The organism is Bartonella sp. HY761, from assembly GCF_026743145.1.
Lineage (GTDB): Bacteria > Pseudomonadota > Alphaproteobacteria > Rhizobiales > Rhizobiaceae > HY038.
The window spans coordinates 2,787,561-2,809,038 of the sequence record NZ_CP104887.1; the positions used below are offsets into that span (position 1 = coordinate 2,787,561).

At 39.2% G+C, this 21,478-nt stretch carries 18 protein-coding genes and 1 other annotated feature; of the genes, 14 read left to right on the forward strand and 4 right to left on the reverse strand.

All coding sequences use genetic code 11. The annotated features are described in order from the left end of the window. Window positions 1-210: 210 nt before the first annotated feature. From rpsO to N6A79_RS12085, 6 genes are all read left to right on the forward strand, one after another. Entirely contained in the window at window positions 211-480 is a 270-nt protein-coding gene (rpsO, locus tag N6A79_RS12060) for a 30S ribosomal protein S15 (RefSeq protein ID WP_182419757.1), read from the forward strand. 423 nt (window positions 481-903) lie between these two features. Continuing rightward, window positions 904-3,099 carry a polyribonucleotide nucleotidyltransferase gene (gene pnp / locus N6A79_RS12065; protein WP_268546127.1) on the forward strand — a complete coding sequence of 732 codons (2,196 nt, stop codon included), beginning with the start codon at window positions 904-906 and terminating at the stop codon, window positions 3,097-3,099. 838 nt (window positions 3,100-3,937) lie between these two features. Beyond that, on the forward strand, window positions 3,938-4,276 hold the full coding sequence (gene fdxA, locus N6A79_RS12070; RefSeq protein WP_182417874.1) for a ferredoxin FdxA: 339 nt from the start codon (window positions 3,938-3,940) through the stop codon (window positions 4,274-4,276). A 482-nt stretch (window positions 4,277-4,758) separates the two neighbouring features. Continuing rightward, window positions 4,759-5,337, forward strand: a complete 579-nt coding sequence (locus tag N6A79_RS12075; RefSeq protein WP_182417875.1) for a CarD family transcriptional regulator — start codon at window positions 4,759-4,761, stop codon at window positions 5,335-5,337. A 251-nt stretch (window positions 5,338-5,588) separates the two neighbouring features. Beyond that, window positions 5,589-5,641, forward strand: a sequence feature (sul1 is cis-regulatory element that is thought to sense ions involved in sulfur or methionine metabolism; They are found in Alphaproteobacteria). A 149-nt stretch (window positions 5,642-5,790) separates the two neighbouring features. After that, the gene (locus N6A79_RS12080; RefSeq protein ID WP_268546128.1) at window positions 5,791-7,284 is read left to right on the forward strand and encodes a SulP family inorganic anion transporter; all 1,494 of its coding nucleotides are present in this window, start codon (window positions 5,791-5,793) and stop codon (window positions 7,282-7,284) included. Between the two features lie 121 nt (window positions 7,285-7,405). Next, a complete protein-coding gene (locus tag N6A79_RS12085) occupies window positions 7,406-8,260 on the forward strand; it encodes a universal stress protein (RefSeq protein ID WP_182417876.1) in 855 nt (284 codons plus the stop codon). Window positions 8,261-8,305: 45 nt separating this feature from the next. Here the strand turns inward: N6A79_RS12085 and leuB are convergent, their stop codons facing one another. Further along, window positions 8,306-9,418: a 3-isopropylmalate dehydrogenase gene (gene leuB, locus N6A79_RS12090; RefSeq protein WP_262078830.1), complete on the reverse strand. Its 1,113-nt coding sequence runs from the start codon at window positions 9,416-9,418 to the stop codon at window positions 8,306-8,308. A 497-nt stretch (window positions 9,419-9,915) separates the two neighbouring features. On the opposite strand from leuB, the gene N6A79_RS12095 reads away from it, so the two are divergent. The 8 genes from N6A79_RS12095 (at window position 9,916) to N6A79_RS12130 (ending at window position 17,475) form a co-directional block, all read left to right on the forward strand. Then, window positions 9,916-10,704 (forward strand): class I SAM-dependent methyltransferase, encoded by a 789-nt coding sequence (locus N6A79_RS12095; protein WP_268546129.1) that lies wholly within the window; start codon window positions 9,916-9,918, stop codon window positions 10,702-10,704. Window positions 10,705-10,938: 234 nt separating this feature from the next. Next, on the forward strand, window positions 10,939-11,892 hold the full coding sequence (gene trxB, locus N6A79_RS12100) for a thioredoxin-disulfide reductase (protein ID WP_268546131.1): 954 nt from the start codon (window positions 10,939-10,941) through the stop codon (window positions 11,890-11,892). Between the two features lie 222 nt (window positions 11,893-12,114). Then, window positions 12,115-13,020, forward strand: a complete 906-nt coding sequence (locus tag N6A79_RS12105) for a LysR family transcriptional regulator (RefSeq protein ID WP_182417880.1) — start codon at window positions 12,115-12,117, stop codon at window positions 13,018-13,020. A gap of 520 nt (window positions 13,021-13,540) precedes the next feature. Further along, entirely contained in the window at window positions 13,541-14,356 is an 816-nt protein-coding gene (locus tag N6A79_RS12110) for a DUF4167 domain-containing protein (RefSeq protein ID WP_268546132.1), read from the forward strand. Between the two features lie 309 nt (window positions 14,357-14,665). After that, complete coding sequence (locus N6A79_RS12115) at window positions 14,666-15,163, forward strand: hypothetical protein (RefSeq protein WP_268546133.1); 498 nt, start codon at window positions 14,666-14,668, stop codon at window positions 15,161-15,163. Between the two features lie 683 nt (window positions 15,164-15,846). After that, entirely contained in the window at window positions 15,847-16,482 is a 636-nt protein-coding gene (locus N6A79_RS12120) for a hypothetical protein (protein ID WP_268546134.1), read from the forward strand. Beyond that, the gene (locus tag N6A79_RS12125) at window positions 16,482-16,970 is read left to right on the forward strand and encodes a hypothetical protein (RefSeq protein ID WP_268546135.1); all 489 of its coding nucleotides are present in this window, start codon (window positions 16,482-16,484) and stop codon (window positions 16,968-16,970) included. The genes N6A79_RS12120 and N6A79_RS12125 overlap by 1 nt, the downstream gene beginning before the upstream one ends. 25 nt (window positions 16,971-16,995) lie before the next feature. Continuing rightward, window positions 16,996-17,475, forward strand: a complete 480-nt coding sequence (locus N6A79_RS12130) for a DUF2247 family protein (RefSeq protein WP_268546136.1) — start codon at window positions 16,996-16,998, stop codon at window positions 17,473-17,475. Here the strand turns inward: N6A79_RS12130 and N6A79_RS12135 are convergent. The 3 genes from N6A79_RS12135 to N6A79_RS12145 all read right to left on the reverse strand — a co-directional run bounded on the left by N6A79_RS12135 (window position 17,472) and on the right by N6A79_RS12145 (window position 21,298). Then, window positions 17,472-18,395, reverse strand: a complete 924-nt coding sequence (locus N6A79_RS12135) for a DUF1402 family protein (RefSeq protein ID WP_268547591.1) — start codon at window positions 18,393-18,395, stop codon at window positions 17,472-17,474. The genes N6A79_RS12130 and N6A79_RS12135 overlap by 4 nt on opposite strands. Before the next feature lie 324 nt (window positions 18,396-18,719). Continuing rightward, on the reverse strand, window positions 18,720-20,042 hold the full coding sequence (locus tag N6A79_RS12140) for a S41 family peptidase (RefSeq protein ID WP_182417888.1): 1,323 nt from the start codon (window positions 20,040-20,042) through the stop codon (window positions 18,720-18,722). Continuing rightward, window positions 20,039-21,298, reverse strand: a complete 1,260-nt coding sequence (locus N6A79_RS12145; protein WP_268546137.1) for a murein hydrolase activator EnvC family protein — start codon at window positions 21,296-21,298, stop codon at window positions 20,039-20,041. Before N6A79_RS12145 ends, N6A79_RS12140 begins: the two co-directional genes overlap by 4 nt. Window positions 21,299-21,478: the final 180 nt, after the last annotated feature.

The window sequence follows — 21,478 nt, forward strand, 5'->3', positions numbered from 1 at the left end:
AAACCTATCGATATTGGTGATGTTTTTAATGTAAAGGGCGCATTTGGAAGATAATTTTTTAAAACCCATAATAGCGGTGGTAATATTGCCGCAATTACGCTATAAGCTTGCCATTGTATTTAGGATTTAATTATCCATACATTTTTTAACCCTTGTCTGGACGACATCCCGGCTAGGGCGTTTTTTCTTTAATTTTTGAAAGGATATATGATGTCGATTACTGCTGAACGTAAACAAGCTCTTATCAATGAATATGCAACAAAAGCCGGTGACACTGGTTCACCAGAAGTGCAAGTTGCTGTTTTGTCAGAGCGTATTGTTAATCTTACCGAGCATTTTAAAACCCACAAAAAGGATAACCATTCTCGCCGTGGTCTTTTGAAACTGGTTTCGCAACGTCGTAGCCTTTTGGATTACCTTAAGAAAATCGACCTTGCTCGTTATCAGACTTTGATTTCAAAGCTTGGTTTGCGCCGTTAAGCCAAATTGCCCTGTCCCATTTGAATATGGGGCAGGGTAAAATTTTTGAAGTTTACGCTTATGTTTTATCGGTTATCACCTTAAAACAATGAGTTTAATTTCACACAAAAAACGATTATTTTTATAATATCGCTGATATTATAAACGATCATTTTGATACCTATTATTAATTGCTGTGAAAAATACTTTCTATCCAAGATTATGATAGGCATCAAAAAATGCATGTAAATTCGGGACTTGTCATGGGGCAGGATTGCTAGCCGCTTTAGATAGTTAACTCATGTGAATCTGCTTTCAATTGAAAGCTGCTTGTTGTCTTGCCCATGGCCCGTCTAAAAAGTGAACATATTTTGTAATCTAATTGATCAATGGATGATCGATAATAAAATATGTTTTGTATGTTAAATGAATGAAAGACGAAGTATGTTTGATACACATAAAGTAGAAATCGAATGGGCAGGCCGCCCGCTTACCCTTGAAACCGGCAAGATTGCCCGCCAAGCTGATGGCGCAGTAATTGCAACCTATGGTGAAACCATGGTTATGGCAACAGTAGTTTCCGCTAAGGAAGCAAAGGCCGGACAGGATTTCTTCCCTCTTACGGTTAATTACCAAGAAAAAGCTTATGCAGCTGGTCGTATCCCAGGTGGCTATTTCAAGCGCGAAGGCCGTCCCTCTGAAAATGAAACTCTTGTTTCACGCCTGATTGACCGTCCGATCCGTCCGCTTTTCCCTGAAGGTTATAAAAATGACACGCAAGTCATTGTAACTGTTCTTCAGCATGATCTTGAAAATAACCCTGATATTTTATCAATGGTCGCAGCTTCGGCAGCACTTACTATTTCTGGTGTACCTTTCATGGGACCCATTGGTGGTGCACGCGTTGGTTATATCAATGGCAAATATATTTTAAATCCAAATATCGATGAAATGCCTGAATCAAAGCTTGATTTGGTGGTTGCCGGTACAAGTGATGCTGTTCTTATGGTCGAATCAGAAGCACAAGAGCTTAATGAAGAAATTATGCTTGGTGCGGTAGTATTTGGTCAACAAGGTTTCCAACCAGTTATTGATGCAATTATCAAGCTTGCAGAAGTTGCTGCTAAAGAACCACGCGAGTTTGAGCCAGAAGACTTTTCTGAAATTGAAAAGAAAATGCTCAAATTTGCCGAAAAAGATTTGCGCAAAGCCTATCAAAATACTGTTAAACAAGAGCGTTATGCTGCTGTTGATGCTGTAAAGGCAAAAGTGCTTGAAAAATTCTTGCCAGAAGGCGAAGAAGCTGAATATGCACCAGAACAAATTGCAGCAGTATTTAAGCATTTGCAGGCGAAAATTGTTCGTTGGAACATTTTAGATACCGGCACACGTATTGATGGCCGTGATCTTGTTACTGTTCGCCCAATTGTTGCTGAAGTTGGCATTTTACCTCGCACCCATGGTTCTGCTGTCTTCACACGCGGCGAAACCCAAGCAATTGTTGTTGCAACTCTTGGCACTGGCGAAGATGAGCAATATGTCGATACGCTTTCCGGCCTCATCAAAGAATCCTTCATGCTTCATTATAATTTCCCGCCATTCTCGGTTGGTGAAACAGGTCGCATTGGTTCACCGGGTCGCCGCGAAATTGGTCATGGTAAGCTTGCTTGGCGTGCGCTTCACCCAATGTTGCCTGAAAAAGCAAACTTCCCTTATACTATGCGTGTTGTATCAGAAATCACTGAATCAAATGGTTCGTCATCAATGGCAACCGTTTGCGGCACCTCGCTTGCTTTGATGGATGCTGGCGTTCCTCTCGCTCGTCCCGTTGCTGGTATTGCAATGGGCCTTATCAAGGAAGGCGATCGCTTTGCGGTTCTTTCTGATATTCTTGGTGATGAAGATCATCTTGGCGACATGGATTTCAAGGTAGCTGGTACCGATCAAGGTATTACTTCTTTACAGATGGACATTAAAATCCACGGCATCACTGAAGAAATCATGAAGGTTGCGCTTGAGCAAGCTAAGGGTGGCCGTGAGCATATTCTTGGCGAAATGGCAAAGACCATTACCTCATCACGTGCTGAGCTTGGTGAATTTGCTCCTCGTATTGAAATCATGAACATTCCGGTTGATAAGATCCGTGATGTTATTGGTTCAGGCGGTAAGGTTATTCGTGAAATTGTTGAGCAAACCGGTGCGAAAATCAATATTGAAGATGATGGCACAATTAAGATTGCTTCTTCTGATGGTAAAACCATTGAGGCTGCAAAACGTTGGATCCATTCAATCGTTGATGAGCCAGAAGTAGGTGCGATTTATAATGGTACTGTTGTAAAAACTGCAGAATTTGGCGCCTTTGTTAATTTCTTTGGTCCTCGCGATGGTCTTGTTCATATTTCACAGCTTGCACCTGAGCGCGTTCAAAAAACCACCGATGTAGTTAAAGAAGGCGATAAGGTTTGGGTTAAGCTCATGGGCTTTGACGAGCGTGGTAAAGTACGCCTTTCCATGAAGGTTGTTGATCAGGAAACTGGTAAAGAACTTGCTCAAGACAACACAAGTGAAGATGCTGGTGACAATAATGATGGTGGCGACCGCCCAGAGCGCAAGCGCCGTCCACGCCGCAACAATGACTAAGTTAAGCTAAATTAAGCGTTAGTATTTTTGCCTATAGGCATATAAGCAGGGCTAACAATTGAGATTGACTATAAAGAAAGCAGGTACATCATGTGCCTGCTTTTTTATTTACGCTATTTTTTGGTGCTATGTTCATGTGGAGGTGAAAGCAACTTCCAAGGTAATTCAGAATATTTATGGCTTATCATGAGATGCGTCATGATTTTTTAAATGAAATTTTTTTGACAGGTTAGAACCAAGATTTACGCTGAAGCAATTTCAGAAAATGAAACTTTATGAACCGTTTTAAAAAAACTGCAGCAATTGTTGCGATTTAAATATCATTTGTCAAAAATCGTATTTTAGAACACCTCCAAGGTTGCAATTTTTATGATAGGCTTTAAATATAGCAAAAATTACCAAGGTTACGATAATCTTTATATGCTAGAGACTTGAAACCGTTTCTTAAAAGGAGTAACTACTATATATAGAGTTAGCCCTTTAAAGTGTGACAGGCTTTTTTCGGTTTTCAATGATTATTTGTTTTGAAAAATTGTGCGCTATTTTTGGTTGCACTTTTCAGGCTTAGTTGGTTATTGGCTCTGGTGGTTTATGGGTAGGCCATGGATCTATTCATTATAGTTTTGACAACCACATGGAAAGCAAGACTGTAATAACCTTAAATCTGTCTCATCTGATGGTAATGACATTTTATATACACTATTTAAAGTCCCAATTAAGCCTATGGTTTGATTTGGCATATTTGAACATAAAAAATAGCACATTGCGCATTTTACAAAGCTGTTAAAAATGCATGATGGAAGCGGTAAACACCTGCTTGTGATCCGGAGTTAAGATAATGACTTATGTCGTGACCGACAATTGTATTCGCTGCAAATATACTGATTGTGTTGAGGTTTGTCCTGTCGATTGTTTTTATGAAGGCGAAAATATGCTTGTCATCAATCCAGATGAGTGTATTGACTGCGGTGTTTGTGAGCCTGAATGCCCCGCCGAGGCAATTAAGCCAGACACTGAACCAGGTCTTGATGACTGGATGGTGCTTAATGCGGAATATGCTGAAAAATGGCCTAACCTGACCATTAAAAAAGACCAGCTTCCTGAAGCGGAAGAAATGGATGGGGTAACTGGAAAGCTTGAAAAATTTTTCTCACCTAATGCTGGTAGCGGCGATTAAGCCAGCTAAAAGCCGTCTTGAAAAGCGGCTTTCTCTTTCCATATAAAGAATCATGTACCACATTTGTATTTTTCCTTGTTTCTCTAGTGGAAAAACACTAAGAAGAAGGTTAATTCGCTCTCTTTTGTTAAATTTTTGATAATAAGTTGATTCTTATTAAAAAAAGTGATATGGTTGCTATATTCTGTCGAGAGCAAAATCGTGACCTTACCAGTGTTTATCATATTTGATGTTGTTTATAATGGCTAATGAAATTATGGATTTTATCCAATAATGCTAGCCAATTTTTGCGCTTGTAAATTTGTTAGCGCATTAAAGGTTCTGAGTATGTTGGATTGCCAACAATTAGACAATATCACTTAGCCGATACTTCTGGCTTGCCTCACGCATATCGACTTACAAAAAATATACCGATTAGCCCTAAGGGTTCAACATGTGTTTTCGGCAATATCGTGCCGGACACAAAGGGAGAAAGTTAACCTATGTCATCCCAGCAGAAGAAGACCTCAGCCCACCATGGTTTTAACGCCGGTGAATCTATTGTTTATCCCGCCCATGGTGTGGGTGAGATTGTTGCCATTGAAGTACAAGAAGTTGCAGGGCACAAGTTAGAGCTTTTTGTCATCCATTTTGAAAAAGACAAAATGCACGTTAAAGTGCCGGTTGCTAAAGCGCTTTCTATTGGTATGCGCAAACTTTCAGAAAATGATTTTGTCGATCGCGCCTTGAAAGTCCTGCAAGGTCGTGCACGCGTTAAGCGCACTATGTGGTCGCGCCGCGCCCAGGAATATGATGCAAAAATCAATTCTGGTGATCTTATTGCTATCGCTGAAGTGGTGCGTGATCTCTTTAGAGCTGATAATCAGCCTGATCAATCCTATTCTGAACGCCAGCTTTATGAAGGTGCATTGAGCCGGATGGCGCGCGAAGTTGCTGCGGTAAATGCGGTTTCTGAAACTGAAGCAGTGCGTCTGATTGAGGCCAATTTGGTAAAAAATCCTAAGCGCAATGCTAAAGCTGATGATCAAATTGATGACAGTGAAGAAGTTGAAGCTGCTTAATTTATAAAACTATTTTAAAAGCCGTGTTTTCTTTATTAGATAACACGGCTTTTTGTGTTTAATGACATGCGGTTTGGCTCGCTATTTTTCTAGGCAACGTAGCAAACGCAAACCCATACACTTACATTTAAACAAATGGCCAAAATCTCACTTACAAAATTTGACCGTGCAGACAATTATTTAGCGCTATAAATTTTACCTCATTTTTTCCTTGAATAATACGATAGAATAAGTATTACTTACTCTATTCCGTTGGACCTGTTTTTTCAGGTGGCTATTCCGGGCGCCTATCCCCCGGCAACATTTATGTTAGAGCATTTGTAAATTATTTTAAAACAATAAGATGCTCTCATTTTTGGGTTTAAAGCATAATCTATAAAAGCGCATTTTGCTGCTTTATAATTATGCATAACACTTTGCCAGTGTAATTAAACCAATAGAAAGATTCATAACTTGAAAACTCGTGGTTTTGCTACCATTCGTCATGAATGGCTGGGAAATATTCGCGGCGATGTGCTTTCCGGCACGGTTGTCGCTCTCGCCCTTATTCCTGAAGCGATTGGCTTCGCTCTCATTGCTGGGGTTGACCCAAAAGTCGGTCTTTATGCTGCTTTTTCAATTTGTTTTTTAACTTCAATTTTCGGTGGTCGCCCCGGCATGATTTCCGGCGCGACTGCAGCTGTCGCGGTGCTTTTTGTCGTTCTCGTCAAAGATCACGGCGTCCAATATCTCTTCGCCGCAACCATTCTCGCCGGGCTTTTACAAATGCTATTTGGGCTGCTGCAAATTAGCACATTGATGCGATTTATTTCCCAACCGGTAATGAATGGATTTGTCAATGCCTTGGCAATTTTGATTTTCATGGCGCAATTGCCAGAATTACTGGGGCAAAATGCCAAGCCCCTAACTTTCATCATGGTTGGCGTTGGCTTGCTTATTCTCTACCTCTTTCCGCGCCTCATTAAAGCAATCCCTGCCCCATTGGTTTGCATTATAGTATTGACTGCAGCCGCCTATTATCTCAATCTTGATGTAAGGACGGTTGGGCAAATGGGAGATATTCCTGAAAGTTTACCCGTTTTTGCCATTCCAAGTGTTCCCTTTACCTTTGAAACTCTCATTATTATTTTTCCCTATGCTTTGGCAGCAGCTCTTGTTGGTCTATTAGAATCCTTGATGACCACCAATATTGTTGATGAATTAACCGATACTTATGGTAATAAAACCCGTGAATGCATTGGCCAAGGCATTGCCAATTCGGTTACCGGTTTTTTCGGCGGCATGGCAGGTTGCGCCATGATTGGCCAATCAATGATCAATGTTAAAAGTGGTGGACGCGGTCGCCTTTCATCATGCTTTGCCGGCCTATTTCTATTGTTTCTCATATTAATTTTGAATGATCTGGTGGCGATAATCCCAACAACCGCCCTTGTTGCAGTGATGATCATGGTATCTATCGGTACATTTTCATGGTCGTCGGTTAAAAATATTCCTCGCAATCCTGCAACGTCTTCATTGGTTATGCTTGTCGTCGTTGTAGCAGTTGTTTACACCCACAACCTTGCCATTGGAGTTATTGCCGGCGTCATTTTGTCAGCATTATTTTTTGCTTGGAAAATTGCCCGCTTGATGACCGTTACTTCAAACCTTAGTGATGATGGCCTTAACCGTACCTATCATATTGAAGGGCAGTTATTTTTTGTATCCGTATCAGGATTTACCCGTGCTTTTGATTTTGGGGAAGCATTGAATAAGGTGACTATTGATGTGTCGCACGCTCATATCTGGGATCTTTCTGCTGTCACCGCCCTTGATCAAGTGGTGTTAAAGTTTAGGCGCGAAGGGGCAGAAGTTGAGCTTATCGGCATGAATAAGGCAAGCGAACTTATCATCAAAAAACATGCCGTTCATGATAAGGAAAATGCCAAACTACCTGCTGGACACTAAGTAAGTCACTCATTAAACTCGCCACATTGAATAAAGCATTTTTACTTCTATATTAAGTATAAATGCTTTATGCTTTTAATTTATTAGCGCGTAGCATTGAAACTTTTGAAAAGGGCACATCATGACCCATATTCTTTCACTCATTGATAGTTCCATCTACGGTCCCAGTGTTTGTGACTTGTCCAGTTGGATAGCTACGCGCCTTAGCGCAACCGTGGAGCTTGTTCATGTTATCGATAAAAGCGAAATGCATGAACAATTAACTGATTTAAGTGGCTCCATCGGTCTTGGCGCACGCAGCGCCTTGCTTACTAAACTATCCGACCTCGACGCAGAACGGGCACAGCTTGCTAATAAGCATGGCCGCGTCCTTCTTGATGAAGCAAAAGAGCGACTTGAAAAAAGTGGCGTTCACAATATAACCATGAATTTGCGCCATGGTACTCTGCTTGACGTGATGGAAGATTTAGGAAAAAAAGCCGATTACATTATTCTTGGCAAGCGCGGTGAAGGGGCAGATTTCATCAAACTCCGACTTGGCTCTAATGTTGAAGATGTTGTGCGTAGCAACCAAAACCCTACATTATTGGCGGCGCGACAATTTAAACCAATCAGCAATTTTTTAGTGTCTTATGATGCAAGTGCTGCGATTGAACGAGCCATTGACTATTTATGCCAAACACCACTTCTTAAAGGTCTTGGTTGCCATCTTATTATGGCGGGAAGTGAAAACGATAAGGATTTTGATAAGTTAAATGCAGCAGCGGTCAAACTGGTTGCAGCCGGCTTTGATGTTAAAGCCGATATTATTAATGGTGCTGCAGGTCCAGTCATTAAAAACCGCGTTGAAAAAGATAACATCGATCTTCTCATTATGGGTGCTTATAGCCACTCGCGTATAAAGCAATTTTTTGTTGGCTCTACCACCACGGAACTTATTCGGGGTTGCCTTATCCCAGTTATGCTGTTTAGCTAAACAAAAGCCTTCGGAAAAATTCTCCGAAGGCTTTTAAAATCAAGCTTAAGCAATAATTGTCTTAAAATGAGCAAGGATTGCATCACCCATTTCACTGGTGGAAACTTTACGCATACCATCAGAATAAATATCACTGGTGCGAAGACCATCATCCAATGTGCGTGAAATGGCTTTTTCAAGCTTAGCAGCTTCTGCATTAAGCGAGAAAGAATAACGAAGACACATAGCAAGAGACGCAATCATCGCAATTGGATTGGCAATACCTTTGCCAGCAATATCAGGGGCTGAACCATGCACAGGCTCATACATCGCTTTACGCGCGCCAGTATTTTCATCCGGCGCACCAAGCGAAGCTGACGGCAACATACCAAGAGAACCGGTGAGCATAGCTGCAACATCAGATAAAAGATCACCAAAAAGATTATCAGTTACAATCACATCAAATTGCTTAGGTGCGCGAACAAGCTGCATGCCACCAGCATCAGCCAACATATGATCAAGCACCACATCGCTAAAACGATCTTTATGAGTTGCATTGACCACTTGATGCCATAAAACGCCTGACTTCATGACATTGCGTTTCTCCATTGAAGTGACGCGGTTGCCGCGTGTGCGGGCAAGGTCAAATGCAACGGCTGCAATGCGCTCAATTTCATAAGTATCATAAACTTGCGTATCAATCGCACGTTGTTCACCATTACCAAGATCAATAATTTCCTTTGGCTCACCAAAATAAACGCCGCCAGTTAATTCGCGCACGATTAAAATATCAAGGCCTTCCACCAATTCAGGTTTTAATGAAGATGCATTAGCAAGGGCTGGATAACAAATAGCAGGACGCAAATTGGCAAAAAGACCAAGATCTTTACGAAGACGCAAGAGACCTGCCTCGGGACGCTTGTCGTAAGGAACATTATCCCATTTTGGACCACCAACTGCGCCAAATAAAACCGCATCAGCATTTAATGCGCGCACCATATCATCATCAGATATTGCAACACCATGAGCATCATAGGCTGAACCACCAACAAGCCCCTCTTCGCAAACGAAATCCAAATCAAGCTCATTGGTCATATAGGTGATAATTTTACGCACCTCGGCCATAGTTTCAATACCAATACCGTCACCTGGTAAGAGAAATAATTTTCTTGCAGCCATTCTGACACCCTCAATTGCTAATGTTAAACAAAATACCGACCATTTGCTTCATTTTAAGCAAATAAATATGGTGCAACAATAGAACCGGATTTGATCAATTACAATATGACTCTTCAAATTTTGATCACGCACTTATTAATTTAACCCACCAACACTTTTAAGAAACATAAAAAATCAAAAACCAATGCTTGAAGATATGCTTTGTATAAAAACACTAAATTAGCAACAAATATTATATCGTTATAATAATTCTAATTTCATCGATGCAAAAAAATCAAAATTATTTCAATTATCAGCTAGGATTGCTTAAAAATTTCTGATAATCATCTCCACCAACGTAATTTTGAATTGACTTTATTCAATTTGGAATTTTTATATTAATAAAAATAGAAGTCTATCAAATGGAAAACGTTTGTTTATTAAACACCATAACGGATATGAACACTATTTTCAATAAAATAGACTATTAATATATTAAAGCTATACAGAGAGCCGAAATGGAAACTGATAATATATTATCTAAATTATATGCGGATCATGAAGAAAAAACATCTGACAAATGGTCTATATATATAGACACTTATCACAACCAACTCAGTTCCTATCAAGACAAAAATATCAATATGCTTGAAGTGGGGGTTCAAAATGGTGGCTCTCTAGAAATATGGGCCAAATATTTTAAAAATGCCCATATTATTATTGGCTGCGATATAGACCGTCAATGTGCAAATTTGAAATTTGATGATGGCAGGATCAATGTGCTGATTGGGGATATAAATCAACCCACGACAAAAGAACGTATTTCATCATCTTGCCCTGAATTTAATATTATCATTGATGATGGCTCACACAAATCCTCTGACATAATTGCTACATTTTGTAATTATTTCCCCGATCTAAAAGATGGTGGCCTTTTTATTATTGAAGATCTACATTGCAGTTATTGGAAAGACTACCAAGGTGGCTTATTTGCGTCTCAATCAGCAATTCAATTTTTTAAACTTTTAGTTGATATTGTAAATTTTGAACATTGGGGATTACCAATATCTAGAGCTGAATATCTTGAACCTTTTTTAAAAAATTTGGAACTAACACTCACCGATGAATGTCTTTCTCATATTCACTCAATTGAATTTATAAATTCTTTATGCATTATTAAAAAAGCACCATCTGCTAAAAATCTGCTTGGTGGACGGATCATTGCAGGAAAAAACGCTTTAGTGAATGCTGATGTTTTGGGATTGAATAATACGACGTCCACCGCACCCAAACAAACTGAAAAGTGAAATGGCAAGCTCTAGAGTTTAAAAATCTAACTTATTCATTTAATATGCATTTCATATGTATTTTTAATTCACCATATAGGCTTCACCGTAACAAGCGGCTGAGATAGGCTTAACTGTGTTTAAGCATTGCAAATACACTTGCAACGCTTGCAAATTAAATCACATGATCCTAGTTTAACATTCAAATAGGCAATCTACACCTAAATCATAAGTTAACATCGAGAAAGGGAAGCTATGTCCGAGCGCCATACGCCTGTATTAATCATTGGATCAGGCCCTGCAGGCTATACTGCAGCAATTTATGCAGCACGCGCAATGCTAAAACCTATAATGATTACTGGCCTTCAACAAGGCGGCCAACTTACCATTACCAGCGATGTTGAAAATTACCCAGGCTTTGCCGACCCTATCCAAGGTCCATGGCTGATGGAACAAATGGCTAAACAAGCGACACATGTTGGTGCTGAAATTATATTTGATCTGGTGAGTAATATTGATCTTTCATCTCGTCCTTTCAAAGCAACAACAGATTCTGGTAACGTAATTTTTTCTGACGCTGTTATCATTGCAACCGGTGCGCAAGCACGTTGGTTAGGCCTGCCTAGTGAACAGAAATTTATGGGCGGCGGTGTATCTGCCTGCGCCACCTGTGATGGTTTCTTTTATCGCGGCAAGGATGTTGTGGTTATTGGGGGTGGAAATACAGCAGTTGAAGAAGCGCTCTATCTTTCCCACATCGCCCAAAAAGTGACTATTATTCATCGTCGTGATAGTTTTCGTGCTGAAAAAATCATGCAAGACCGCCTTATTGCCCGCGAAAATGTTGAAGTCATCTGGAATCATACAGTTGAGGAGATTGTTGGAACTCAATCCCAAGGATCGCTCGGTGCAACTGTAAATGGTGTTCGCATACGTAACGTTGCAACAGGCAAGGAGCAATCTCTTAGTACCGATGGGGTATTTGTCGCTATTGGTCATGCGCCGGCGGTTGCATTATTTGAAGGACAGTTACAGCAAAAAGATGGTGGATATTTATGGACAAAGCCCGATTCTACCGCCACCAATGTGCCAGGTGTTTTTGCTGCAGGTGATGTAGCTGATGATGTCTATCGCCAAGCCGTAACCGCCGCTGGACGGGGCTGCATGGCTGCCCTTGAGGCAGAACGCTTTCTAGATCAAAATGCATGATTTAAAGAATTGTTAACTTAAAAATTAAAGCCAATTTGTTCACGAACCATTCACTTAATTGCTTTAATTTGGGGTTAACACTTTTAAATCATAAACGCGCCCCATTGCTTTGGCATAAAAGAACAAAATTAGACTAGACAAAAAGCGCGTAAAATTAATAAAAAAATTCTTATTAATTTTAACAATTGATAAGAATTTTTAAACCGGGGATAGGAAACTATTGTGGCAGCACCATTAGATTGGGATAAATTGCGTATTTTTCATGCTGCAGCAGAGGCGGGCTCTTTTACGCATGCAGCACAAACATTGCGCCTTTCACAGTCTGCAATTTCGCGCCAAGTGAGTGCATTAGAACAAGATGTTGGTGTTCCCCTTTTTCAGCGCCATGCTCGTGGTCTCATCTTAACCGAACAAGGTGAAACACTCTATCGAACCGCCCATGATGTTTTGATGAAACTTGAAAATGTGCGTTCCAAACTTATTGAAAGTAAGGAGCGGCCTAGCGGCCATTTACGCGTTACTACGACTTTTGGCATGGGTTCTGGTTGGCTTGTAGAGCGCATCCCCGAATTTTTAAGCCTTTACCCAGATATTCAGTTGCAATTATTGCTCGATGACGAAGAATTAGACCTTACCATGCGCCATGCCGACTGCGCTGTACGGTTGCGTCAGCCACAACAACCTGACTTGATCCAAAAGCGGCTATTCACAGTACACATGCATGTCTACGCATCTGCAACTTATATCGCGGAAAACGGCAGACCAAATGAGCTTAATGATCTTGATAGTCATAGAATAATATCATTTGGTGAACCCGTGCCATCATATCTTTCAGGGTTAAACTGGCTAGAAATAGCCGGCCGCAACGGTGAAACACCACGCACGCCTACATTACAAATTAATAATATTATTTCAGTCAAACGCGCTGTCATGCGTCATATCGGCATTGCCGTGTTGCCTGATTATATCGTTAATGCGGATGATCAACTCGTACGACTTTTCCCAGATTTAACTGATATTCCATCTTTTGATACTTTTTTCTGCTATCCTGAAGCGCTACGTAGCTCAGCAAAGCTTAATGCATTTCGCGATTTTATTTTTTCAAAAGCCCGAAATTGGTCGTTTTAGGCCGTGATGAGGCTTGACCAAATTGAAAATTTATTTGCTGATTCGAAAATATCACTTGTTGCATTTATGCAACTTAACTCAAAAAATACACAACTTACATTTACCTTTTTAAAATAATCTTTATAAGAAAAATAGAAATGTTTTATTTTCTATATTTCACCCAATAAGAGACTTTTTAGATAAATTTTAAAAATTAGCTTGATTTATTCAAAATTTTGTGGAGAATATCGAATATTAAAAACAAAATGGTTTTTAACTTTGAAAAAGTGCTTGGCAATTGCGCCAATGATGGTTAATTATCCAAAACTATATGATAGAAATGGGAAGTGATTTGTGTTTTGAGCACAAGATCCGCTATCATCATTTGGTTCTTCAGCATAATATTCGCTTAAGAGGCAAATTTTACCGCCATTATTGACATTGTGCGTGTCAATATAAGAGTGGTTTTTTCAGTGAATTTCAGCACTGGCACAAGATCTCTATAACAGACAAGATCTCTATAACCAAAAAAGAGTAAATTATGAGGCCACAACAAAATAGGCGTATGCGTGGACGCAGCAATAATAACAATAACAGCAATAATAACAATAATCGCAGAGGCCCAAACCCTTTAACCAGAAACTATGAGAGTAGTGGGCCAGATGTTAAAATTCGCGGAAACGCCCAACATATCGCTGATAAATATTTGACTTTGTCACGAGATGCTCAATCATCTGGCGATAGAGTTATGGCAGAAAATTATTTGCAGCATGCAGAGCATTATATGCGCATTATTTTGTCAGCCCAAGGGCACATACAACAAAGTAATAATCGCGATGAGCAAAATGATGATAATTTTGAATTGGTGACCACTGATACAAGTGAGACCAATGAAAGTGAGCCTGTTGGAACAGGTCCGCAGCCCGTTTTGAACAGTGACCAACTGGAAGCTTCATTTGATCAAGAAAATACTGAACACAATGGTAGATCACATGAACGTTCTTATAATGGACGCAAAACCAATGGCTTACGTCGAAACCCACGTCAACCCCGTACTCCACGCAATAATGAGCGTAACTTTGAACGTGTCACCACTGCACAAAATGACCAACGCACCGATGATGCACAAGAAGTCGTAACTGCTGTAACGCAAAATGAACCTTTGGTTAAAGCGGTTGAACCAATGATTGCTGCGATTGAAACCAATGAAAAACCAGTTAGCAAGCCACGGGCAACAAGAACCCGTGCACCTAAGGTTGTTGCAGCTGCGAGCGAAAAAAACGACGAAGCTGCGGTTGAGAAACCGCCTCGTAAGCGCCGTACCACTAAAGCTGAGGCTGAGCAAACAGAAGCTTAGTTGCCTGTTTATTTTCAACCGCTCATTGCTGTTCGCAATTTGAAATGCTTTAAACCTTATAAAAAGGGAGAAATATAGAATACTATATTTCTCCCTTTTTTCTAAGCGACCTAAACTTTAATCATTCTTTTGTGTTCTAATAACTGTAGAAAATTTATTAAACGACAAGCTTGCAGTAAAAAAATTAGCGAAAATAGAGTATAATATATATTTCGACTTTTCTTTTTTAAAAATATATTTATTTAATATAATTATGTGTTTCCCTATTGATAAAATTGTTCAATAGGCCAAAAATTTATAGGTATAAAAATGGATAAAATATACAATCTGTCACCATTTGAAATTATAGTTATTACATCTGTATTAATCTATTTTATATTTTATGGTATTGCAAAATTCTATAAAGCTCAGAAAAAGTTGATTTATATTACTATAGCAATTGCATCTGTTGGCTTAGCATTTGCTTCTACATCAATCTTTATTTATCCATGGTATCAGATAAAACAAATTGAATATCTTGCCAACAGAAATCTCCCCAAAAATTTAAATGAAAATACAATTTTAGAAAAGATCAAAATTACCCATTCTACTTACCATTATTTCTATACTATTATTGATAATGATCAAGAATTTGATTTTGATAAATCATTTGCAAGACCGAAAGAAGAAATTTTTGAAACTGAATTGGTTGGTACATTTTGTACTATTCTTAAAAGAAACCAAAAAGTTGAAAATTTGTTAGCGACTTACACCTATAAAGGTAAAACCGTTGAGTTTTCATTTACTAAAAACGACTGCAATAAATAAACTGACCACATTTATGGGTTTTTATAAATTTAACTGTTAAAGGCATTAAAATCAATAAGCCTTAACTTCAAGATCACCCTATTTCAACCTAAGGCTTTGGCTCTTAATCACAAATAAACGATTACTCCTCATGAATTTTTAAATTCAATAATCAAAGCCTTGGGTTATAATTAATGTTCTCAATCAAAATCATTAATTATTTTGGGGACGCATCTATTTAGCTTGCAAAGCCGCTGAGCTTGGTATTGATAAAGTTGATGAAGTTCAATTTGTATTATTCTATAAAAAGCAAATTTGGTCGTGACACTTAAGTTAAAACACTTATCTTGATGTCTTAGAACGCCATAAACAAGTTTGCATTGACAGTGTACCAAACGCCTCAATAGACATGTTGCTAGGCATTTTGACGGAAGTAACGCAGTTATTGCCTTAGCAATGCTTTTGCGAGGTTGCATAAATACAATGGCATGATCGTCTTTGGTTATAGATATTTTCGCATTGATCATACTACAGATGAATTTGCAAGATAGGTTTCATACTAATCGTATCCAAGATTTTTGCAAATTAGCCAAAATTACCCCACCAAATTCAAAGCCCATATAAAAATGTTCCACTTACACCTTAAAAGGGCATAAATGAAGATTTATCAACAGCTTTGGCGATAAAACAAAAATCGTGCTAAAATGGCTAAGATTAAATCCATTTCACTAAACAAGACCCAAAAACATTTAATTCGAGCCGGCCAAATGACCAAAAGCCAACTACAACATTTTATCAAACAGAAAAATAGTATTTATCAATTAGACGATGAAAGCGTAAAATTTTTCGAAGGGTTAGTGCTAAGTGATAAACATGAATCTGAAATATTTTTACAATACTTTAATAAATTTCAACATGTCACAACATCTGAATGTTTTTCGACTGGTTTATTTTATCTTACTAGCATAAATCGTGACTATATTGATTTTATTATTGAACACCAATATTACTCAATGTTCTGCGTAGCGGCTTTTAATTTACGTCATTTAAGCAATGATAAAAACAACATTATCACATGGGATGCCATTTTTAACTATTACATCAATCAATTTGAATCTGCCCTAAAGGCTAATTCAGTGATTAATTTTACCCATGGTGCTTTAAGTAGCCAAGATCCATTTTTTAATGCTATGAGAACGGCAATTGACCATTTTTGCAAGGATCGTGATATTATTATGCCTGAAGCCTTAATGGATAGCTTTTATAATAAAGAAAGCAACCACTATAAGAAGATAAAACACTTATTAAAGCCTTGTGACAAGAAAGCAGCGAAATCCTAATGGATTGGCAAATTAAAGCTGATGAGCTGATAAAAATTTATCCTTTTGCAAAGTTACCAGATTTAGCTTTTGGGATATCAAGCCAATTACTCAATAGCGATGAAGCACAAAAGTTTATTGTTTCAAGCCTTGACAGTCAATCTGAGCAGCAGCTTTTTGACCTTGCTATTGAAGCTGATAGCTTTACATTTATCAACAAAATCAATAGCCATTTAAATCATGTAAACGAATATTATCAAAAGAAGCTCTGGGGCTATATTTTCCTAAGCTGGCTTAAGTTTTATGCAGATTATCATCCAAGCAGGTTTAAATTGCTAGACGATATTTTTATCGCATTAGAAAGGCCAGAATTTTTATTACCGCTTGAGGAATATTATCAATTTTTTGATGATCTAAGTGCCGTCGCTAATTACCGGGATGAGCAGCGGCAAATAATATTAAAAAAGCTAGCAATCGAGTTAAAACTACCTTTTAGTGAAAAACCATAGTAAATGTTATTATTGGTCAATTAAAATGTATCAACAAATACTTCATCATGAACTTTCTAATATTTTGCCAAATTTATCATTGGCCGATTTAGCCTTTGGAATAAAAAACCATTTTTTAACGGTGGACCAAGCAAAAAAATATGTAACTGAAAGTCTCACTGAAAATTCATCTGCTGAACTTTACGCCCTTATCCTTGAAGATGATAACCATGTTGTTTCGCATGTAATATTATCTCATTATGATGAGTATAATACCCTCCATCAGCAAAAGCTATGGAGCTATATTTTTTTAACTTGGATTGACACTTATAAACCATTGGATGATAAGCGCTTTTCCTATACCGATTATTTTGTTGGCAATTTAAACTATCCAGAAGCGTTGAAAACTATTGTTTCTTATTTCCCATTGCCGAAAGGACAAGCAGGTGGGTTTGATTGGTTAGATAAGCAACGCCACTTAATACGACAGGCCTTGGCCGAAGAACTTCAAATTAACAAAGATTAAAATAAAGATTCAAGTTCTTTTGCCTTAGTATTTACAAACCAACCATAATAATTTTCTTCAGGATATTTAATTGGCTTATTCTCTGATTTAAGCTGCTTATTCAAGCTTGCTAAAGCACGCGCACGCTCATCCGCCCCGCCCGTATTATAAAGAGTTGATGTGAGGCCGGGATTTTTAGAAATATCCATATCAGCAATTTGGCGATAAGAGTCTATCGACTGACGAATTGTTGCTGCAATATAAGGCAAGGTCAAATCGGGATCCATAATAGCACGATACACTCCATCACCATTTTCAGCTTCAAGCTTTGGAAGACCTGATATTTGATGAACGCGATCAGAAACTTTTAAAGCGGTAAGCGGATTCACCTGCCCTAGCCCAAAAGTCTGCCCCGCGTAGAAGGGTTGAAAAAATACCGCACTAAAACGATTTTTTGGAAAAGACTTGCCATCAACAGTTTTGCCGCTAAATTTTTCGTTCCAAACTTTTTCACGGCAAGACCATAGGCGATAGCTATCAGTAAATTGTTTACATGTTTCAAATTGTGGTCTTGCTATAAACGCACCGATTTTCTCCCCCTGATAGGAAAAACTCACCCCTTGCTTAGCCCAAGACATGCCTTTGACATAATAGGTTTGAATGCGATCATATACATCAACATTATAGGTGTGTTCCCCAATGATCGCACCAGCAATATGAACCGGCGAAATACCATAAGCTTTTGCTGTTGCTTCAATGCGCTTACGCAAGCGCGCATCATTTTTAATGAAGCTAAAAACCTTGTTGAATTTTGCATCATAGGTCGTTGCAAGCTCGCGGGTCCGGCGTGCTGATGCACCTGGGATTGGAGGTTGAACCTCATTGCGATTGCCGGCAGGCACAACCGTCGCCGCGGCTAAATTCTGCATGGTAACCATCATCACAAGACTACTCGTAAAAACCAATTTTCCTAATAGTTTAAAAAAGCGGTCTTTATGTTGGATTGCATTTATCATGAACAACTCATCAAACAGAATGGGGGCAAGGTTTAAAACACGCAAGGATTTCTGGAACCTTATCATATAGAATTATCTAATAATTAACCATAAGTAATAAGTCGAGAGTAATTTTTAATTTAGCTGATGATCACAGGATATTGTTGCAAATCTGCACTTATTACTGAACTTTAAGCCGCAAATTATAAATTAAAAATACCCGCCTTGCAAAAACAAAGCGGGTATTTTGAGTAAAACTATAAATAGTTTTTATTGTGGTAGGTCCTTATCAGGATTTGGTGGGAATGCAGGATTTTTATCCTCGCCACGCAATAATTTTAATGCTTCACCAAGCTGCACATCATCTTTAGGTTCTTTTGGAACATAAGCTGCAGATCCTGAACCCTTTTCGTCCTCATTATTGCCTTTAATGTGGTTTTGAAGTTCTGATTCTGCAATGCTTACATTTTTGCCCTTAAGTTCATCTGGCAATGGTTGTTCCACCAAAATATCAGGTGTGATACCTTTACCCTGAATTGAACGGCCAGCCGGTGTATAATAAAGTGCAGTAGTTAGACGCAGCGCACCATTTTCACCAAGTGGTATAATGGTTTGTACAGACCCCTTACCAAAAGATTGCGTACCAAGAATGGTCGCACGGTGATGATCTTGTAAAGCGCCAGCTACAATTTCAGATGCACTTGCCGAACCGCCATTGATTAAAACAATAATCGGCTTGCCCTTGACTAAATCGCCGGGGCGAGCGTCAAAGCGCATGATGTTTTGCTCATTGCGGCCACGGGTTGAAACAATTTCCCCTTTGTCAAGGAAAGCATCAGAAACGCTTACCGCCTGATCCAAGAGACCACCAGGATTGAGGCGCAAATCAAGCACATAGCCTTTGAGCTTATCTGCTGGAATTTTGCTTTCAATGTCGTCAATTGCCTTTTTTAAATCGGTGCTGGTTTGCTCGGTAAATTGAATAATGCGGATGTAACCAACGTCATTTTCAACACGGTAGCGTACTGCCTTAACCTTAATGATGGCACGCTTGATAGTAATATCAATCGGCTTATCGGCACCTTGGCGCACAAGGGTAAGAGTAATATCGGTACCTACTTCACCACGCATAGTATCAACAGCATCATTTAAAGATTTGCCGCGAACTTCTTCACCATTAATTTTAACAATTAAATCGCCAGCAAGAACACCAGCGCGTGATGCCGGAGTATCATCGATTGGTGCAATAACCTTAACGGCGTCATTTTCCATGGTTACTTCTATACCAAGACCACCAAATTCGCCCTTAGTTGACACCCGCATATCGTTAGCAGCTTCTGGGTCAAGATAAGATGAATGGGGGTCAAGCGATGAAAGCATGCCATTAATTGCACTTTCAACCAATTTTTTATCATCGGGCGGCGTTACATATTGATCGCGCACCCTTTCGAAAATATCGCCAAAAACGGCAAGCTGGCGATAAACATCTGTGTTTGTCTTATCCGCACTCGGCGCTGCATAAGACTGCACCATAATCATGGAAGTTGCCCCCAAAAGCGCTCCTGCCAGTGCAATAGTTATTTTACGAATCATCCTTGTCCCTTTCCGGCTTGACCTCGTACCCACCAAGATTCGGGGTCAACGGGCTTTCCTTCTTTTCTAATCTCAATGTAAAGCATTGATACGCTTTTGCCTATATCCAATGCAGTTGCGCTCGCAATAAGTTGTCTGTCCATTGAACCTATTGGTTCGCCTTGCAAAACAACTTGTCCCGGCGTTACATCCAATTGCTCTAGTCCGGCAAGTATAATATGATAATTTTGCCCAACATCAATAATTAACATTTGCCCATAGGAACGAAAATTGCCTGCATAACGCACAATTCCTTCCGCTGGACTTAAAACAATAGCTCCCGCATCAGTCTCATAGGTTTCGCCTTGAGAATTTTTACTAAATCCAGAAACCTTTCTACCCAATACAGGTAAAGCCAAACGACCTTTCAACTTATTAAAATCAGCACGTAACGCTAGCATTGTCGGCTCGCCTTGCTGATTACCGACAGTGTCTCCAAATTGAAACTTACTTTGACGTTCCAATTCGACAACAAGATCTTGCACGGACTGAGCCTTTTGCGCAAGTTCATCCATATGCAAGCGCTCATTTTCTAAATTTTCTTCAGATTTTTGTTGCAACTTAGCCTTTTCAGCCAATAAAAGTTGTAAACGCTTCTTTTCCTGCCTTTGGGCAGAAACTGAATTTTCAAGTTCTTGTGTTTCGTGTTTTACTTCGCTTTCAACAACCTCAAGCTCGCGCAAGGTAACATTTAATGCTTCCATGCGTTGGCGCATATCTGGAACAACCGCACCAAGAAGAGCCGCACTGCGCACCGCTTGCAATGCATCATCAGGATGGACAAGAATTGCTGGTGGAGGCTTAAGACCAAGCCGCTCTATAGCTGCTAATACTTCAGAAAACTCAGCGCGCCTTTTTGCAAGTCTTTTTTCAACCACTTGTTTTTCATCGAATAAACCAGCAAGACGAAATTCACCACGTTGGACGGCTTCAGCTAAGTATCGCTCTTGGCTAGCGCTATCTACCAAAGCTTGCGTCAAACTATGTTGGTCTTTTTTCAAACCATCTACTTCTATCAAGAGTTCTGCTGCTCGCTCCTTGGACAGCGTCATATTTTGCTCAATTTCTTCCAAGGCTTTATTGGCTAAGGCTTTACCATCATTTGGGCGATTGTCTTGCGCGAAAACGAAATTTATAGAAAATAAAACAAAAATAGCAACTAAAGCCATATGCAAACTGGCAGCCAATTGAGGCAGCGGAAACAAATGCTTATCCATATTTGGGCGCTTTAGAGTTTTAATCATGACACTTTATATGAGGTGATATTGGCAAAAATCAGATTACAAATATTTTTTGGCTTTTACTAACGATTTTTATTCTATTATTACAAATAATTAATATAAAACTAAAACACTATAAATTTTATAGTAATTGATATTTCAAAACAACAAAAACAA

Bases quoted from the DNA above. Each gene is read 5' to 3' on its own strand.
- fdxA (WP_182417874.1), top strand. From the start codon at position 3,938: ATGACTTATGTCGTGACCGACAATTGTATTCGCTGCAAATATACTGAT.
- N6A79_RS12145 (WP_268546137.1), bottom strand. From the start codon at position 21,298: ATGGATAAGCATTTGTTTCCGCTGCCTCAATTGGCTGCCAGTTTGCAT.
- leuB (WP_262078830.1), bottom strand. From the start codon at position 9,418: ATGGCTGCAAGAAAATTATTTCTCTTACCAGGTGACGGTATTGGTATT.
- rpsO (WP_182419757.1), top strand. From the start codon at position 211: ATGTCGATTACTGCTGAACGTAAACAAGCTCTTATCAATGAATATGCA.
- pnp (WP_268546127.1), top strand. From the start codon at position 904: ATGTTTGATACACATAAAGTAGAAATCGAATGGGCAGGCCGCCCGCTT.
- N6A79_RS12110 (WP_268546132.1), top strand. From the start codon at position 13,541: ATGAGGCCACAACAAAATAGGCGTATGCGTGGACGCAGCAATAATAAC.
- N6A79_RS12120 (WP_268546134.1), top strand. From the start codon at position 15,847: ATGGCTAAGATTAAATCCATTTCACTAAACAAGACCCAAAAACATTTA.
- N6A79_RS12125 (WP_268546135.1), top strand. From the start codon at position 16,482: ATGGATTGGCAAATTAAAGCTGATGAGCTGATAAAAATTTATCCTTTT.
- N6A79_RS12095 (WP_268546129.1), top strand. From the start codon at position 9,916: ATGGAAACTGATAATATATTATCTAAATTATATGCGGATCATGAAGAA.
- trxB (WP_268546131.1), top strand. From the start codon at position 10,939: ATGTCCGAGCGCCATACGCCTGTATTAATCATTGGATCAGGCCCTGCA.
- N6A79_RS12085 (WP_182417876.1), top strand. From the start codon at position 7,406: ATGACCCATATTCTTTCACTCATTGATAGTTCCATCTACGGTCCCAGT.
- N6A79_RS12075 (WP_182417875.1), top strand. From the start codon at position 4,759: ATGTCATCCCAGCAGAAGAAGACCTCAGCCCACCATGGTTTTAACGCC.
- N6A79_RS12135 (WP_268547591.1), bottom strand. From the start codon at position 18,395: ATGATGGTTACCATGCAGAATTTAGCCGCGGCGACGGTTGTGCCTGCC.
- N6A79_RS12130 (WP_268546136.1), top strand. From the start codon at position 16,996: ATGTATCAACAAATACTTCATCATGAACTTTCTAATATTTTGCCAAAT.
- N6A79_RS12115 (WP_268546133.1), top strand. From the start codon at position 14,666: ATGGATAAAATATACAATCTGTCACCATTTGAAATTATAGTTATTACA.
- N6A79_RS12140 (WP_182417888.1), bottom strand. From the start codon at position 20,042: ATGATTCGTAAAATAACTATTGCACTGGCAGGAGCGCTTTTGGGGGCA.